The organism is Brevibacillus sp. MER 51 (assembly GCF_023714195.1).
Taxonomy (GTDB): domain Bacteria; phylum Bacillota; class Bacilli; order Brevibacillales; family Brevibacillaceae; genus Brevibacillus.
This window is the reverse complement of record NZ_JAMAUS010000006.1, coordinates 226698-243789: the sequence shown is the minus strand read 5'-3', so window position 1 is coordinate 243789 and position 17092 is coordinate 226698. Positions and strand designations below refer to the sequence as shown.

Genomic DNA, 17092 nt, shown 5'->3' with positions numbered 1-17092 from the left:
ATTGCTTACGTACGTGTAAAGAAAAAATATCTACTATCTATTTAAAGGAGCGATACACAAATAGGAAACTGAGAATCTGAAAGAGGAATAAACCTATCAACACGCCACCGATTCCAAACAAATGAGGAAAACGCATTGTCAAAAAGACTGCAAAGCCTGCCACAGCCAGTCGCTGCAACATACCAGTCCCTTTTGGCCGGACATTTGAATCAACAGCCATCTGACCTATGCGCCAGGTTTTGCTGAAGAGGACCGTGCCATTCACCAAACTGCAAACCATCCCAAGCAGGAGGCTTTGCAAAAAGAAACGATACGATGGCAACACCGCCCAGAGTATCGAGGCAATTGCCATACAGAAAAAGGCATAGCGAAACGTGGATCGCATTGCCGAAGAAAACGTTTGCATGTTCCATCTCCCTAGAGGTAACCGCGAACGATGCGGTAGACGCTATACACGCCTATTCCTAATCCCGCGAGCAGCCCAACCATCAAAAAAAGCGGATTGGTAGAGAAAAGACCATCCAAGTATTTTCCCAGAAGGACTCCCGAAATCACGCAAACGGCCATATCGACACCGATCAGGGTGACCAACGTGATCGCTCGCCACGGATTATCCAATTTCGACACAGAGTAACATTCTCCTTTCATACATAAGGAGAGGGCTGGTGTCAAGTGCCCCTTTGCCCTCATTCATATTAACGAAGAATTATTCCCTTTGTCAACGTTCGGCTCAGTCTGTACACAAAGCGTTCACAATTTAAAATTTAAATTTTCTCGACAATTGTAGAGACCCCTTGTCCACCGCCGATGCAAAGAGTCGCTAACCCATATTTTACCCCTTCGCGTTTTTGCAATTCATGCACGAGTGTGACCAGGATTCTCGCGCCACTCGCACCAATTGGATGCCCCAAAGCAATGGCTCCGCCGTTGACATTCAGCTTCTCACGATCAAAGCCTAGTGCTTTGCCTACAGACAGCGATTGGACGGCAAAAGCTTCATTTGCTTCGATCAAGTCGATGTCAGCTATCGACAGACCCGCTTTTTCAAGTACGCGTTTGGTCGCAGGAACTGGACCGTACCCCATGATACTTGGATCAACACCTGCACTCGCATTGGCTACAATACGGGCGAGAGGCTTCACGCCCAGCTCTTCTGCTTTTTCGCGTGTCATAATCAAGAGAGCTGCTGCTCCATCGTTGATGCCAGATGCATTCCCGGCTGTCACGGTTCCATCCTTTTTAAATGCAGGCTTTAATTTGCCTAGCGCTTCGGCCGTCACGCCAGCGCGCGGGAATTCGTCTACGGCAAACAGCACCGGATCACCCTTGCGTTGCGGGATTGGAACCGGCACGATTTCTTCCTGAAAACGACCGCTAGCGAGCGCTTGCTGAGCCTTTTCCTGGCTCCACGCTGAAAACTCATCCTGCTCTTCGCGTCCGATTTCGTATTTGGTGCAGAGGTTCTCTGCTGTAATGCCCATGTGGTAGTCGTTGAAAGCACACCACAGTCCGTCGCGAATCATGGAGTCTACTACTTTCTGATCTCCCATGCGGTAGCCTGAGCGCGCACCTTCCATTAAATATGGTGCCTGACTCATATTCTCCATCCCGCCAGCCAAGACAACTTCTGCCTCACCTGCAAGGATTGACTGCACGGCCAGATGAACGGCTTTTAGACCTGAACCACAAACCTTGTTGATTGTCAGGGAGGGAACTTCATGAGCAAGGCCCGCGTGAATAGAAGCCTGGCGCGCCGGGTTTTGACCCAAGCCTGCTGACAATACGTTCCCCATAATCACTTCATCGACCGCATCCTTGGAAACACCTGCACGCTCTAGCGCTGCTTCCAGTACAATCCCGCCCAGCTTTGTCGCGCTGACACCTGCAAGCGTTCCTTGAAAGCTACCTATAGCAGTGCGCACAGCACTCGCAATGACGATTTCTCTTTGACTCATCTTCCACACACCCCTCGAATAAACAGGATAGGCAACCTTCTTAAGATTCCATCTTTTTGTGATAATTCCTGCCAGGAAATCGCTTTCTTTTCCAATTCATATAAAAACGTCACAGCTCTTAGGAGAGAGTGACGGTCTGTATGATTTATAGAAGCGCCTCTGCAATTTCATCGACGATATTGTTGATGGCAATCGGGCCGTAATAGGCAATCCACACAGTTGTGTTTACCTCGTACACCTTATTTTCCTTGGCTGCTTTTAGCCCTTTCCAAATGGAGCTATTTTTGAATTCGTCCGTTAATGCTTGGTTCGCTTTGTCCGTTACGACAAATATGTGATCGGCATTTACCTCTGGCAGCACTTCCAGAGAAATCATCGCAGCTGTATCAGATTTATCCATCGCTGGCTTGGGAGGAGTCAGTCCCAAATCGGAATACAAGATAGCAGCCGTACGGTGTTCAACTGTGTGCAGTCGAATGGCATTATCACGCGGACGAATAAGTGCGACGGACTCACCCTTGAGCTTGGTTGCGAGTTCTGCTTTCAGTTTGTTCGTTTTCTCTTTGTAGTCTTTTACGATTTGCTCAGCTTCTTGTTCTTTTTCGAGAATTTTCCCGAATGTAAGCAGTATATCCCGCCAGTCTTCGTTTCGGCCAAACATGATGGTTGGTGCGATTTTGGACAGGTTATCATAGATTTTGTCCTGGAACTCCGTGCAAATAATCAAGTCAGGCTCCATGGCCACGACCGCTTCCGAATTGGGCTCGTCCTTTGTCCCGAGTACATGTACATCTTTTAGCTTGTCCATGAGATACTCAGGAAACTTTGTACCGTCCCCCGTTGTAATTACACTGCCTGCAGGCAGCTCGCCCAAGGCCAGCATTTGATCTGCGTACTGCGTATCCAGCACAGCGATTCTGACTGGTTTAAAATCAAGCGTCAGCTCGCCTTTCATGTGTTTGATAGTACGTGTCTCGCTTTTCTTCACTTCTTGATTCGCGCTAGGTTGCGTGGTATTCGATTGCGTCGCTACCTGCTTCGAGGCGCCTGTTGCTGTACTCCCCGAATTGCTAGAATTCATGCCTCCAGCCGAGCAAGCTCCCAGCAGCAAGGTAAGGCTCAGCATCAGGTTCAGCGCCAGCATCGCTTTTGTACTCTTATACATCGGTACGGCTCCTCCATCTCTTGAATGCGGGTGATTTTGATTTTCATTTTCAATGTGATCATTATATTTCCGCAGCTTTTGACCAGCAATGGAATATCGCGACAAGAGTGATGGACTTTGGCGACGTTGTTCCGGTGTCAGAGAATATTCTTTATAGGAAGACGGAGATATACCTGTGTATTTTTTGAAGATACGACTGAAATAATAACTGTCGGCATAACCTACTGATTCCGCTACTTCTTTTAGTCCCAAATTCGTTTGACGCAGCAGTTCCTGCGCTTTTTGAATGCGCACTTGGATCAGATAGTCGATAGGGCCGACCTCTAGCTGGGCTTTAAAGGTGCGTTGCAGGGATCGGGAGCTGCAGTTTAAGAGCACAGATAGATCATCGAGTGTGAAAGTCTCTGCGTAGTGCTCCTCGATATGCCTGATGGCCTGTTCGACCAAGTTCGGTACTGTTACTCCGATTCCTTGTGACTGCATCTGTGCCATTAGCTCACATACGAGTTGATAAAGCAGAGCCTTGGCTCGCAGCTTGTCCAGATTGCCGCTCTGATTCCATGCTTGCTGCATACGTGATATTGCGACAAATACATTTGCCTGATGCATGGGAGTAAAGCCGTATTGGATGTGAAAAGGTTGTGTTTTCTCCAGTAAACGCAGCAGCTCCTGCCGGCAAGGCAACGGCAAATGAGCTTTGTACATAATCAGATAGTATTCCAACTCATCCTTTATTTCCTCGATATCCACGTAAGTACCTTTGCCAGCATGGGCAATATAGCAATTCTTGATCGCATGCACATTCCCGTCAAGACGAATCAGACCACTGCCTCTCACCGAAAATAGAAAGGCACTAGCCGGCAATTGATAGGACCGCAGCTGTTCTCCGGCTCGCATGACGATATGCCGTACATCATGTAATCGTACACTTGCCTGATTCCATAAAAAAATATGATCATCTACGTTCATTGTCCCACATTCAACTCCTTGATAGCCCTCCCATCGTTCCTCTATTCATTCTATTTGATAACCATTCTCATTTCCATAACAAAAACAATTGATAACACACTACACCGATGAAAATGCGCGAACGTAAATAACTTCGTAGGTGACAGGGATGCCTGTTTCTCTTTTATACGTCTGCTCATAGTATTGAATCATTTCTGCAAGGAGTTTTCTGCGGCCAAGACCGCTCCCTTGCTCCATACTTGCACTGGCGCCCACAGCTTTCACGGCATGCAAAAAATCCCGTACACCCGGGTACGTTAGCCGCTCATATTTCCTAATGATCTCTATATCCGTAAACCCTGCTTGCTTCAATTGCTCACGCCAATCACGTGCAGAGAGAAACTCCAAGCCATGGCGCACTCCCTTCTCCCCCAAAATCGCATGAGCATTCGCAAACGAATCATGAAGCTCCCAAAAAGTATCGGGTCCAAATGTTGAAAAAACCAAAGGTGCTCCGGGCTTCAGGATTCTTGCCAATCCTTTTAGCGTATGCGTTGGCTTGGCAAACCACTGAAAGCATGCTCCTGAAACGATCAAATCCTTTGACTCCGCCTGTTGTTCCCAAACCCATTCTTCGGCATCAGCTTGAAAATAGGAGCAAATCAGGCGTTGCTGCTCCAGATTGTTCTTCGCCTGCTCCAACATGCCTGACGCAATCTCTACCGCCTCGTAATGGGCAGCAGAAAAATAGCTGCGAATGACGCGGGTTAACCCCCCTGTCCCACAGCCAATCTCTACGATGTTTCCCACATCATTCTCATTCGCTATCTCTATAATCATTTGACTCAAATGATCGACCATCTTCTTTTGCACGAGTGCGTATTTTTCGTATGAGACAGCCTTCTCACTAAATCGGCTGCTGATTGCCCTCTTCTGCAAGCTGCTCCACCATCCTCTTTAGCGAATCTCCTACAACCTCTGGAACAAATACATGCGGGGCATGACCACAGTCAGGAATTTGCACAAAATGGGCACCCGAAAGGCTACTTGCCAGCTCTTCTCCCGCTGAGAACGAACAGATAGCATCCTCCATTCCATGAATGACGAGAGCAGGAGTAGTCAGCGAAGACAGAAACGGGCGGCAATCCTCTTCTTCTAAATAGGTCAAGCCCGCAACCAACGCCGCCGTACTCCAATTCTGGCTGTCCAGTCCCACTTGCAGACCTGTTTGTTCTCGCTCTCCTGGTGTTAGCATTTGTTTGACAAAAGTGTCCATCACACGCTCGCGTGCAACAGAAAGCTGCCTTTTCATTCTTTGCAAAACAACGGGATGCCACCCTTTGCGAAGATCATGCTGTTCGCTCGTAAAGCGTGCTGTCGTGCCGATCAAAACTAGTCCTGAGACCGGGTACTGGGCAGCGAGGCGTAATCCGAGCATTCCTCCCATAGACCATCCCACTACAATCAGCTCCTGAGCCGATTGGGAGCGGACTTCCTCCTCTACTCTCTCGTAAAATTGCGAGGAATCCGTGACGTCCGAATAAGTAGGGATGATATGCTGACAGGAAGGAAACTGTGAGCGAACTGCATCCCAGCTGCAATCTGGCATTCCCCACCCGGTTAGCCACAGCATCACTTTTCTCACGATATCGCCCCTCCTTTGTGAAGCTCGTCTCTGATTTCGCTCACTTGCTCACAAGCCCACTCCAGCTCTTCGCGCGTATGGTCAGCCATCACCGTAAAACGGATACGCGCGGTTCCTGCTGGCACAGTAGGAGGTCGAATCGCCACTGCTGCAATCCCTCGCTGCCGAAGCCTTTTGCTGAATTGCAAAGTCCACTCATTCTCTCCTAACGTGAGCGGGATAATTGGCGTATCTTCTTCGTCTACGGTAAACCCGTGGGAGCGAAGCAATTGGCGAAACATGAGCGCATTCTGCCTCACTGCCTTTCTTCGCCAAGAGTCTGTTTGTACCAAAGACAACGCCGCCAGATTCGAACCAATCACAGCAGGAGGCAGAGCTGTGGAATAGACCAGCGAGCGTGCTTTTGTCATCAAATAACGAATGATGATCTCATCTGCGCATACGTATGCGCCATAAACACCAAATGCCTTGCTGAAGGTTCCCATCAAAACATCGACTTGTCCGGCGATGCCTAGCTCGTGGCACAAGCCCTGCCCTTCTTCACCACGCACTCCCCCTGCATGGGCTTCGTCAACCATCAGCATGGCATCGTAACGATCTCGCAGCTGTACCAATTCAAGAAGGGGAGCTTTGTCACCGTCCATGGAGAAAATACTGTCCGTGACGATCCACTTCCGTTTGGCATCCTGATGCTTTCTCAGCAAAAATTCCAAATGCTCCATGTCGTTATGTCTGTACCGAAAATGCTCCGCCCGACTGAGCACGATCCCATCTACGATGCTGGCGTGATTCAACCGATCACTAAAAACAGCGTCGCCTCTTCCAGCAAGCGCTGCAAGTACCCCTGTATTTGCCTGATAGCCATTTGCAAAAACAAGCGCCCCTTCTCTCTCTTTCCACGCCGCCAATTGTTGTTCCAGCTCGTCGTATAACGCGTAGTTACCATGGACGAGGCGAGAGGCAGTTCCTCCTGCCCCCCACTCCTCTGCCGCTATCTTGCCAGCTTCCACGATTCGTCGATCATGAGCCAAGCCCAAATAGTTGTTCGATGACAGGTTTAATAATGGTCTCCCTTCGACTTGAATCCACGTGCCAGCGCGATCACTGGCTGACTCTACGGTGTTCCATTCTCTTGCCAACGATTGTTTGCGCAATGAATCGTATTCTTCTTCCAGCCATGTGTAGCGTTTCTTCATCACTGACCTACTTGTCCTACAACGCACACAGCTCGATTTCAAACCCGAGGTCTTCAATCATCTGATGGTCTGTCGTGATTTCTTGCCCGGGTGTCGTCAAATAGTCACCCACAAACAATGAGTTGGCTGCATACAAGGAAAGCGGCTGCAAGGTGCGCAGATTCACTTCGCGACCACCCGCAACACGAATTTCTTTATCCGGGCAAATAAATCGGAACAAGGCGAGAACACGAAGAGCCTTCATTGCCGGGGTGCGTCCTTTTTCCTCAAGCGGGGTTCCTGGAATCGCATTTAAAAAATTGATCGGGATGGAATCTGCGTCGAGATTGCGCAGGGCAAATGCCATTTCAACGATCTCTTTATCGCTCTCCCCCATGCCGATGATCACTCCTGCGCAGGGCGACATCCCTGCTCTTTTTACGGTATCGACTGTCTGTACACGCTGATCGTACGTGTGCGTTGTCGTAATCGCTTCGTAATGGTTGCGACTCGTGTTGAGATTATGGTTGTAGCGGTGAACACCTGAATCTTTTAGTCGCGTTGCTTGTTCGTCGCTTAGTATCCCTAAGCACGCGCAAATTTTCAGTGGCATTGTCTCGCGGATTTCTTTGACTGCCTCGATGACCTGCCCCAGCTCTTTTTCCGTGGGACCACGTCCTGAGGCGACAATACAGTATGTACCTGCTTTTCGATTTATGGCTTCTCGCGCACCTGCGAGCAATGTCTCCTTATCCAGCATCGTGTACTTGGATACGGGAGCATTCGAAACAATCGACTGCGAGCAGTAACCACAATCCTCCGGGCATAGGCCGCTCTTGGCGTTGATAATCATGTTCAGTTTGACCTTTTTTCCGAAAAAGTGCTTTCTGACGCGAAAAGCTTCGTTCATGACCAGCAGCAGCTCATCATCTGGCGCTTGCAACACCTTCATAGCCTCTTCCTGCGTAAACTCTTCTTTGGCAATCGCTTTATGGGCGTATTCCTTCCAATCCAGACAGGTGCTTTGCTTCATTTTCTCGTCTCCCCTTCATTTTATTTATGGCTCCACTGGCACAGCTGTCCGATGTCTACACATTCGTGGATTAGCTGTGTCAACTGCTGACGCCCTAACGGTTGGTCTATCCATGGAAGTACGCCCCATACAGGAACTCCCCCATAGCTCTCAATCATGCTCGCGTTTGTTTTGACACTCTCATCGATGACACCAGCTGAGTTGTTTTGATTCAGGATGACACCTACAACCTCGATCCCGAGTTCCCGTGCATACCAAACGGACAAAAGCGTATGGTTAATCGTGCCGAGCCCAGCCCGAGCCACGATGAGCATTGGCAGGTTCAGTCGAGCAGCAAGATCCGCCATCGTTTCGGTTGGAGTCAATGGCACAATCAGACCACCGGCTCCTTCGACTAGGAGTGCCGGATAACGTTCCATCAGGGGGTGCCCTCCAGCAATTACTTGCTCCATAGTCAAGCTTTTCCCCTCTGCTTCCGCAGCCAGATAAGGGGTAAGCGGTGCCGCAAAACAGAGCGGAGCTATCTCCTCACACGCGTCATGCACTCCACTCCACGATCTCAAGCGCATTGCGTCACTGCCCTCATCCTGTGCTCGTGCTCCTGACTGGACCGGCTTCCAAACCCCGATGTCCACTCCTGTCTCACGCAACACGGATGCGATTCCGGCAGTCACAATCGTTTTGCCTACCCCAGTATCTGTTCCTGTGATGAACAATCCGGAAAAGGGGCGATCAGCCATATCAATCACTCCTCGTATCGCCTGTCGTTACGTCCTGAATCGATTCCGCCAAAATCTGAACCATGTCAGCCAATTCTTCGGTTGTAGATACAAGCGGTGGGATAAAAACGATGACGTTGCCCAACGGTCGTGTCAAAAGCCCTTTTTCTCTTGCTACCTGACAGACACGTACACCGATCCGCTCATTCCAGTGATAAGGCTCCTTGGTCTCTTTATCCCGAACCAGCTCGATTCCCGCCATCAGGCCTTTTTGCCGAATTTCTCCTACATGAGGCAGGTCGTATAACGGCCCTAGCAATTGATCCAGATCGATTGCTTTTTTTGCCACTTGTTGAACGACTCCACGCTCCTCCATCAGCCGCAGGTTGGCGAGAGCAACTGCACAGCCGAGTGGATTTCCTGTGAACGAATGTCCGTGAAAGAAGGTTTTCTGTTCCTCATAGTCGGCGAAAAAAGCATCATAAATCTGCTCGGTTACTAAGGTAGCGGCTACTGGCAAATACCCGCCCGTGAGCCCTTTCGCAACCGCCATGATGTCCGGCACGACCCCATCATGCTCACAAGCGAACATTTTGCCCGTGCGTCCAAATCCTGTTGCTACTTCGTCTGCGATCAGCAATACATCATGGGCGCGCAACAGCTCCGCGATTTTTTTCAAGCAACCGTCTGGCATGATAATCATGCCACTTGCTCCCTGCACGACAGGCTCTACGATCATCGCCGCAATCTCATGAGCTCTTTCCCGAAGCAAGCTTTCCAGACTGCTCAACGTGGCCTGAACGGCTGCTTCTTCTCCTCCCTGCCGGTATGGATAAGGGTATGGAATGACGTGTGGAGAAAAGAGCAGTGGTTTGTAAACTTGATGGTAGAGAGGAATGGCTCCCACGCTGGTAGCTCCAATCGTATCCCCGTGATAGGCATTGTTCATCGTGATAAACGAATGCTTGCCGGTCTGACCGCGATTTTGCCAGTATTGGAACGCCATTTTCAGTGAGATTTCGACCGCCGTTGCCCCGTTGTCAGAGTAAAAGACCTTGCTCAATCCTTTTGGAGCGAGCTGGATCAGTTTTTCCGCTAATAAAATGGATGGGACGTTTGCCATGCCGAGCAAGGTAGAGTGGGCAATCTGGTCGAGCTGGTCTGTGATTGCCTGATTTAGCTCGGGAACGTTGTGGCCATGGACGTTCAACCACACGGAGGAAAAGCCGTCGTAATAAGCCTTGCCGTTCACATCGAACAGCTTGATCCCTTCTCCTCTCGCAATAATCAATGGCTCCTGTGCAACGTAGTCTTTCATTTGGGTGAAGGGATGCCAAACGTATCGCTTGTTTTTGGCAGAGAGCTCTGCATAACTATTTAACAACCAAATCACAACCTTGGTTAACATATATTTGTTAACTGTTATTTTAAAATGGTTAACTCATTTTGACAAAGCTTTTTTTCGATCTTGAAAAATAAAAAGACTTTCTGGTTTTAGTCAGCATAGGGGAGGAGAAGAAAAAGCGCAGTTCTCTTCGACTCTGACACGCCTGCAAAGGGGATTTACTGTCCGTCTCCACTTCCAAAAGGGGACCGTCGAGCCAAAGCCACCCTACGGGCGGAAGCTTCTCAAGGAAGAAGTGTTCGACAAGCGTGGTCCCCTTTTAGAAGCTCCGACTGGGTAGGCGTTGTCAAGGTCTACGAGCCCTGCGCTTTTTCTTCTCACCAGCTTTGTCAGTTTATCGATACCTTCTAAAACTCAGGAAGCCTACAAAAAAAGTCAAGCTTCTCTCGTTAGAGAAGCTTGACCTTTTATATTCCGATTCTATTTATCTTGATGCAGGATGCGATACAGCGCTACGACACACACTGCTCTCGTCGTCGGTTTATTCGGTTGGTAATTTCCTCCAACTGAATCAATCAGACCGAGTCCGACCATGTTATTGATAGATGTAGTTGCCCAGGATGGCCAGGTCCCTTTATCGGAGAGCTTTTTCGCCGCTCCCTTTTTATTCACGAGACGATCGAGAATGACTGCGGCCTCTGCGCGAGTCACCGGCTGATCCGGACGGAAGGTATTATCGTTATACCCCTTCACCAGACCTTTGGAAACGGCAACCTGTACGGCACCTTGCGCATAGGAAGGCACCTTATCCTTGAATTTCAGCTTTGGCGAGGAAGGAAGCTCCCATTCAAAAGTGCGCGCGAGCAGGGTGACGAATTGTGCTCTTGTCAAAGAAACCTCTGGGCCGAACGTCGTCTCCGTCAACCCCTTCACATAGCCCTTTTCCGCCATGTAGGTGATTTCTGCCTTGGCTGGATGCTTCGTGATATCTGTAAATCCAGCGCTGCCCGTGCCCGCATTGTCCAGGTAGTACGGAATGTACTTGCCGTAGCTATTGACTTCATATACCCACTGACCTTGAGCATTCATGGTTCCCAGAAGCGGATCCAACGTATTGTTCACTTGGTTTACGTACAAGAGTCCAACACCTTTTCCAGCGAGCCATTGCTTCGGTGCCAAGGTCAACTGAATAGACGAAGTGGAAATTGCGTCCTCTTGCCCTGCTTTTAGTTCGCCCGGTTTAATCGTAAACGAATAATCAGCAGGTACATATCCTGGCATCGGCTGGGTCACGATCGACTCCACATCAATCAGCGCACTATCCAGGTAAGATGCGGTATTTTCAAAGGAATAGTGGAGATCGAGCTCTGCTCCGAGTGACATGCTTCCTGGCAGTTCAGGGACAACCGCCGCATCGCTTGGCTGACCTGTCTGGTTGCCCAAGAGGAGCGAGAATTCGTCGAAGTACAGTGTTCCTTTGTCGTGTGTAATGCCATCATTGGCCTGGTCAACGACATACACACTCTTCAATTGCAATGGATAGGCAACATTGCTCGGGAAGTAGCCTTTCACTTGCTTCCAGCCTGTCCAATTGATCTCTTTAGCCAGATCGACGTAGACCGGCTTCCCGTTTGCATCGACTGCTTCTGCACGGAGCCAATGTCCGCTGTTGTCACCATTGACCCACAAGCCCAATCCGAGCGGCTTGCCAGGAATGGTCACAGGTTTTGCCCCCAGAACGCCGTACGAAATCCGCATGTTGTTCGCTGGTGCTCCAGAGAAGTTGTACACCAGCTTCGCTGCCTTTTTCGTGCGGAATGTCTGATCGGAAACGAGCGCAAACGAACCAGCCGAACTGATGCTGGATGGATTTGCTGCATGGTACATGCCGGCTTGATTATCGAAGGTGAGCCATGGCTGCTCAAATTGTCCAACGGCAAATGGTACGGTTGTCGCCACGCCATCATACGTAATCGTCAGGTTTCCGTTGCCCGGCTCATTGCCTGCTACCAGTTGCAGATTGTCGTTGATCGTCGCTACAGAAGAATCGACACTCGCTTTTACGCTAAGTGGTGTCGCTTGTACGGTTGAGCCCTTTTTCGTTTTGATTTTGACATCGAGAGTAAGGGATTGTCCCGGTGCAATCGTGATCGGATTCGGGGAAACGATGATTTGCTGAACATCGTTGCCGGAAATGACTTGAATGTCTTTATTTTGCGTCACATTGCCCAATCGCGCAGTCAAAGTGATCTTGCCAGAGCGAGCTGGTGTGAAGTGCTTGCCATTTACGGAGCCCGCTTCGGACTGACTAGCATCCCAGCTCACATCGCCTGCATTGATCGCATACGGCTGGTAATGCACGTCATAACCTTTGGATGCGCTGAGCGGGATAGATTGTCCGATAAGCACATCTGCCGGTACATCGATTTGGAAGCCTCTCAATTCTCCCGCAGGTGCCGTGTTGTATACGGCCAGTCCAGTAGGTACTCGGCGCTCAGCACCGCCGCTCGGCTTATTCGCCAGATTTGCGTGTGTCTCACCCAGCATGCGAGCTGCCATGGTCGTAGAGCCACCACCGTCAAAGTTTACAGCCCGATAAGAGCCGAGCTCCGCCATGATTTTTGCCAGCTCGTCCAAATAAACGCCTTGGCTCGCATCGATCGTAACCATGTACAAGGTCTTCCCGTCCTGGGAAACTCCGACCGATGTACGTGCCGTCTTGTTGATGATGGACTTGTCCGCTTGAAAGGAAGTGAGGGCTTTCCCTTGATCAACCAAAATCACATTGCCGCCTACCGCTTGCTTTAGGTTGAGTGTCTGTGGTGTTGTTTGGTACTCAACCGCTGCAGTAGCGCCTACAGGGAAGTTTTGCTTGAGGAATGCTCCTGCTGCTCCATGTCCCCAAAGGACATAGCCGTTATAAGGTATGTATACGCCAGGTTGATTCACACGAACTTCTTTGGCTACGTTGTCTACAAACAAAATCTCGACGACATCTTTGTAGCCCGGTATCGTCCCCAAGCTGGTTTTGCCAAAGGAAGGGGTATAGACGTTCAGTTGGTTCTGGTGACTTTTTCGTGAATCACTCGGGTTGTACTCTTCCTTGTTGACACCCTGAATCGAATAGGTAGCGCCATTAGGAGCCGTAACCTTGCCGCCAAACCCAAACTTGTCGACGATGGCCATCTTGTCGCCAGTCAAGCCCAACGCGTACCAGTAGGAGACCAAACCCATGGACGAAATGAGTTCATCGTCTTTCATGACGATACCAAACGGCGCTCCCCGTTTGGACATGTTAAAAAAGTCGGCATTGATCGCTGCTATAGCTCCGGTTTCACGCGCCATTTGTGTAACCGTCTGCCTGTCTGTCAGCTTGCCTTTCGTTCCGTATACCGGTTTGACCTCAACGTAAGGATTATTCAGATCAACCTTGGTTACCATGATCGTGACTACTTGATTGGCAAATGATTTCGTATATTTCTGTAAAGTGGTCCCCTCACCAATTGGGGTTTGCCACATCATATTCAATGCACTTGTCTCCGCTCTGGCGTGTGCGACATTGGTCGCAAACGGCACAAACGGAACAAAAGCTCCCCAGGCCATGGTCGTAGCCGTGAGCAGCGTCACTATCCTTTGCGCTCTCATGTTGGTAACTCCTCTCCGTATTCCAAACTCTGTCTTTCTACCATCTAAGCCAAGCAACTAAATATTAGACGCAAAAGGTCATGGATAGTTTCGCCAATTCTCTCGATTCTCTATTAGAAAAACATACCAAATCGTCAGTCATCGAAACCCCAAAAATCGCTCTACAACAAGAAACCCGCCCGGTTTTGACGAACGGTACCTGGCGGGTTTTCCTAGCTGTATGTTACTGACCTGGTTGGAAAGGCTCTGGTTGTTCAGCCCGCAAACCAAAATGATAGAGGATTGCTTCTACGATACGACGGGAAGCCTCGCCATCCCCATATGGGTTGACAGCATGCGCCATTGCATCGTAAGCCGCTTGGTTGGTCAGCAATTCTTTTGCCATTGCATACACTTGCTCTTCGTCGGTTCCCACGAGCTTCAACGTGCCTGCTTCAATTCCCTCAGGACGTTCTGTCGTATCGCGCAGAACCAGGACTGGCACGCCAAGAGACGGCGCTTCCTCCTGCACCCCGCCGGAATCGGTCAGGATGAGATGGGCACGACGAGCGAAGTTGTGGAAATCAAGGGCATCCAATGGTTCGATCAACGAAATGCGATCGTGATTCCCGAGAATCTCCTGCGCCACTTCTTGTACAGCAGGATTCAAGTGAACCGGATACACAACAGCAATCTCAGGATGCTCATCCACCAGTCTTCGAACTGCACGGAAAATACGGCGCATCGGCTCGCCCAAATTTTCGCGGCGGTGTGCCGTCATCAGCACCAGCTTCTGACCAGCTACGCGATCAAGCACCGGATGCGTGTAATCCTCGCGAACGGTCGTTTTCAACGCGTCAATTGCTGTGTTTCCTGTCACGTAGATGCTCTTTTCCGGCTTTGCTTCGCGACGAAGGTTGTCAGCCGATCCATTGGTCGGGGAGAAGTGAAGGTCAGCCATGACACCTGTCAGCTGACGATTCATCTCTTCCGGGAACGGCGAGTATTTGTCCCATGTGCGCAAGCCCGCTTCCACGTGACCAATTGCTACCTGGTTGTAAAAAGCAGCCAGACTCGCCACAAAAGTGGTTGTCGTATCCCCGTGTACGAGGACGATGTCCGGTTTTACTTCCTTCATTGTTTCATCCAGGCTCTCCAATGCGCGAGTGGTCACACCCACCAGCGTTTGGCGATCCTTCATGATGTTCAAGTCAATGTCTGGTTGAATATCAAAAATGTCCAAAACCTGATCGAGCATTTCACGATGTTGGGCCGTCACGCAAACGACAGATTCGATCTGCTCGCTGTACTTGTTCAATTCATGGACAAGCGGTGCCATTTTGATCGCTTCCGGACGTGTGCCGAATACCGTCATTACTTTTACAGTTTTCATCCGTTTTTCCCTCTCCGACTACTTCGTGCCGTACAAGCGGTCACCCGCATCGCCCAAGCCTGGCACGATGTATCCATGGTCGTTTAAATATTCATCAACAGCTGCTACATAGATATCTACATCAGGATGCTCGTCCTGAACCAGCTTGATGCCTTCTGGAGCAGCGATGAGGCACATCAGTTTCAAGTTTTTCGCTCCACGTTTTTTCAAAGCAGTAAGAGCGGCAACAGCAGAGCCACCAGTCGCCAGCATTGGGTCAGTTACGATCAACTCACGCTCAGCAACATCGGATGGCAGCTTCACATAATACTCAACAGGCTGCAGGGTTTCCGGATCACGGTAAAGACCTACGTGTCCTACTTTGGCAGCAGGGATCAGCCTCATCAGGCCATCCACCATACCAAGACCAGCGCGCAGAATCGGTACCAGCCCTACTTTTTTACCAGCAATTACGTTCGACTGACAGGTAGCCACTGGCGTTTCGATAGTAGTTTCCTCCAACGGCATATCACGGGTAATTTCATAGCCCATCAGAGTAGTCACTTCATCTACCAGTTCGCGAAATTCCTTGGTCCCTGTATTCTTGTCACGAATATACGTAACTTTATGCTGAATCAGCGGATGGTCAAACACATATACACGGCTCATGTCATTTCCTCCGTTTCCCTATCAATACATCCTTTCTATAATAGCTGGTGAGAGTGGTGCCGTCAATTTGCCTAATCTTCGTACTTTTTCTCATCCTTGATCCCTAACGACAGCCGCGAAGTGGAAAAAAAGCAGACCCGTATGGGAAAATTTCCACCGGGTCTGCTTCACGTTGCCTTGCTTAGATATTCATGCCTTCGTACATCGGGAAGCGTTGGCACAAAGCTGCCACACGTTGGCGTGCTTCCTCGTGCTTCGCAGCATCCTCTGGATTTTTCAATGTCAGAGCGATAATCGCTGCTACTTCTTTCATTGCTTCCTCATCAAAACCGCGGCTTGTAACTGCTGGCGTACCCATGCGCACACCGCTTGTAACAAACGGGCTTTGTGTATCGTAAGGAATCGTATTTTTGTTCGTAGTAATGCTTACTTCGTCCAGCAGATGCTCAGCCACTTTACCTGTCAGGCCGATTTTGCTTACATCAACCAATACGAGGTGGTTATCCGTTCCGCCGGAAACAAGCGTCAGACCTTCAGCAGTCAGTGCCTCAGCAAACGCACGCGCATTCTTGATGATGCGATTTGCATAATCCTTGAATTCTGGTTGCAGGTTTTCACCGAAGGCAACCGCTTTTGCTGCGATCACATGCATCAACGGACCACCTTGAACGCCCGGGAATACGGATTTGTCGATGCCTTTCGCGAATTCTTCCTTGCACAAAATCAATCCGCCACGCGGTCCACGCAGAGTCTTGTGCGTCGTAGAAGTAACGAAATGTGCATGCGGTACTGGGTTTGGATGCAGACCTGCCGCAACCAGACCAGCGATGTGCGCCATATCCACCATGAAGTACGCGCCCACTTCATCCGCGATCTCACGGAACTTGGCAAAATCAATCGTACGCGGATAGGCACTCGCCCCACAAACGATCAATTTTGGCTTATGCTCCAATGCTTTTGCACGAACAACTTCATAGTTGATCAGGTGCGTGTCTTCATCTACACCGTAATCAACGAAATTGTACAGAGTACCGGAGAAGTTTACTGCGCTACCATGCGTCAAGTGACCACCGTGGGACAGGTTCATTCCCAATACGGTGTCTCCTGGCTGAAGAATCGTGAAGTATACAGCCATGTTCGCCTGAGCGCCGGAGTGTGGTTGTACGTTTGCATGCTCTGCTCCAAAAATTTCTTTTACGCGGTCACGCGCGATGTTTTCCACGATATCCACATACTCGCAACCACCGTAATAGCGACGGCCTGGGTAACCTTCTGCGTATTTGTTCGTCAAAACGGTTCCCATTGCTTCCATGACTGCGCGGCTTACGAAGTTTTCAGAAGCGATCAGCTCAATCTTGTCGCGTTGTCTTCCGAGCTCCAGTTGAATGGCTTCCAATACTTGCGGGTCTTGTTTACGCAAAAAATCTAGCATAGTAGTTTCT

14 protein-coding genes are annotated in these 17092 nt (G+C 49.8%); all 14 read right to left on the bottom strand.

Annotated features, from left to right (window positions below):
• Window positions 1-37: 37 nt before the first annotated feature.
• Window positions 38-406 carry an ATP synthase subunit I gene (locus M3630_RS15205; protein ID WP_173610468.1) on the bottom strand — a complete coding sequence of 123 codons (369 nt, stop codon included), beginning with the start codon at window positions 404-406 and terminating at the stop codon, window positions 38-40.
• Window positions 407-417: 11 nt separating this feature from the next.
• Window positions 418-627 (bottom strand): AtpZ/AtpI family protein, encoded by a 210-nt coding sequence (locus tag M3630_RS15200; RefSeq protein ID WP_026134010.1) that lies wholly within the window; start codon window positions 625-627, stop codon window positions 418-420.
• Between the two features lie 137 nt (window positions 628-764).
• A complete protein-coding gene (locus M3630_RS15195) occupies window positions 765-1955 on the bottom strand; it encodes an acetyl-CoA C-acetyltransferase (protein WP_047069815.1) in 1191 nt (396 codons plus the stop codon).
• Window positions 1956-2100: 145 nt separating this feature from the next.
• Window positions 2101-4089 carry an AraC family transcriptional regulator gene (locus tag M3630_RS15190; protein WP_251252630.1) on the bottom strand — a complete coding sequence of 663 codons (1989 nt, stop codon included), beginning with the start codon at window positions 4087-4089 and terminating at the stop codon, window positions 2101-2103.
• A gap of 99 nt (window positions 4090-4188) precedes the next feature.
• Window positions 4189-5007: a malonyl-ACP O-methyltransferase BioC gene (gene bioC, locus M3630_RS15185; RefSeq protein WP_251252629.1), complete on the bottom strand. Its 819-nt coding sequence runs from the start codon at window positions 5005-5007 to the stop codon at window positions 4189-4191.
• On the bottom strand, window positions 4976-5713 hold the full coding sequence (locus tag M3630_RS15180; protein WP_251252628.1) for an alpha/beta fold hydrolase: 738 nt from the start codon (window positions 5711-5713) through the stop codon (window positions 4976-4978). The genes bioC and M3630_RS15180 overlap by 32 nt, the downstream gene beginning before the upstream one ends.
• Window positions 5710-6909, bottom strand: coding sequence for an 8-amino-7-oxononanoate synthase (gene bioF / locus M3630_RS15175; RefSeq protein WP_251252702.1), 1200 nt, complete (start codon window positions 6907-6909; stop codon window positions 5710-5712). The genes M3630_RS15180 and bioF overlap by 4 nt, the downstream gene beginning before the upstream one ends.
• A gap of 16 nt (window positions 6910-6925) precedes the next feature.
• A complete protein-coding gene (gene bioB, locus M3630_RS15170) occupies window positions 6926-7921 on the bottom strand; it encodes a biotin synthase BioB (protein WP_251252627.1) in 996 nt (331 codons plus the stop codon).
• A 20-nt stretch (window positions 7922-7941) separates the two neighbouring features.
• Complete coding sequence (bioD, locus tag M3630_RS15165) at window positions 7942-8661, bottom strand: dethiobiotin synthase (protein WP_251252626.1); 720 nt, start codon at window positions 8659-8661, stop codon at window positions 7942-7944.
• 1 nt (window position 8662) lies between these two features.
• Window positions 8663-10048 (bottom strand): adenosylmethionine--8-amino-7-oxononanoate transaminase, encoded by a 1386-nt coding sequence (gene bioA, locus M3630_RS15160; protein WP_251252625.1) that lies wholly within the window; start codon window positions 10046-10048, stop codon window positions 8663-8665.
• A gap of 417 nt (window positions 10049-10465) precedes the next feature.
• Window positions 10466-13630, bottom strand: a complete 3165-nt coding sequence (locus M3630_RS15155) for a phosphodiester glycosidase family protein (RefSeq protein ID WP_251252624.1) — start codon at window positions 13628-13630, stop codon at window positions 10466-10468.
• 223 nt (window positions 13631-13853) lie between these two features.
• On the bottom strand, window positions 13854-15002 hold the full coding sequence (gene wecB, locus M3630_RS15150; protein WP_251252623.1) for a non-hydrolyzing UDP-N-acetylglucosamine 2-epimerase: 1149 nt from the start codon (window positions 15000-15002) through the stop codon (window positions 13854-13856).
• A gap of 18 nt (window positions 15003-15020) precedes the next feature.
• Complete coding sequence (gene upp, locus M3630_RS15145; protein ID WP_047069825.1) at window positions 15021-15650, bottom strand: uracil phosphoribosyltransferase; 630 nt, start codon at window positions 15648-15650, stop codon at window positions 15021-15023.
• A gap of 181 nt (window positions 15651-15831) precedes the next feature.
• On the bottom strand, window positions 15832-17082 hold the full coding sequence (locus M3630_RS15140; RefSeq protein WP_251252622.1) for a serine hydroxymethyltransferase: 1251 nt from the start codon (window positions 17080-17082) through the stop codon (window positions 15832-15834).
• Between the last annotated feature and the right edge of the window lie 10 nt (window positions 17083-17092).